This window comes from Streptomyces sp. DH12 (assembly GCF_020873895.1).
Taxonomy (GTDB): Bacteria; Actinomycetota; Actinomycetes; order Streptomycetales; family Streptomycetaceae; genus Streptomyces.
The window spans coordinates 1-410 of the sequence record NZ_JAHWGT010001441.1 but is presented as its reverse complement, the minus strand read 5'-3'; the positions used below and the strand labels follow the sequence as shown (position 1 = coordinate 410).

Below are 410 nucleotides of genomic sequence, written 5' to 3'. Positions count from 1 at the left end.
GGAGTACGAGGACCGGGCCAAGGGCCTGGCGCGCGAGTACTTCCAGCCGCTCGCCCGCAGCACAGACGCGGCCCGCGAGCACTTCACGGTCGAGGAGCTGCGCGTGGTCATCCGCTTCCTCACCGAGCTGAACCACGAGCTCGCGCTGCTGCGCGGGCGCACCGACTGATTCACCCGGCGACGCACGGCCGGGTCAGGGCCCCCACCTGACCCGGCCGTCTCTCTTTTCCCGGTCTCGACGACTACCGGCTCGACGCGCCGCCGGGCGCCGGTGCACCCCCTCGACGGCTGACATTGAAAATGATTACCGTTATCGTGTCTTCGGCGCAGCCCGGCCCCTCGCCCTGAGGGGTCCTCCCGGGCTGCCCCACCATCGCAACCGCGCCGCGGGGCAGGGCACGAAAAGGGGA

At 71.0% G+C, this 410-nt stretch carries 1 pseudogene; it reads left to right on the top strand.

The features are described from left to right. Window positions 1-169, top strand: a pseudogene (locus LPA54_RS40475) (MarR family transcriptional regulator); the annotation flags it as partial. Between the last annotated feature and the right edge of the window lie 241 nt (window positions 170-410).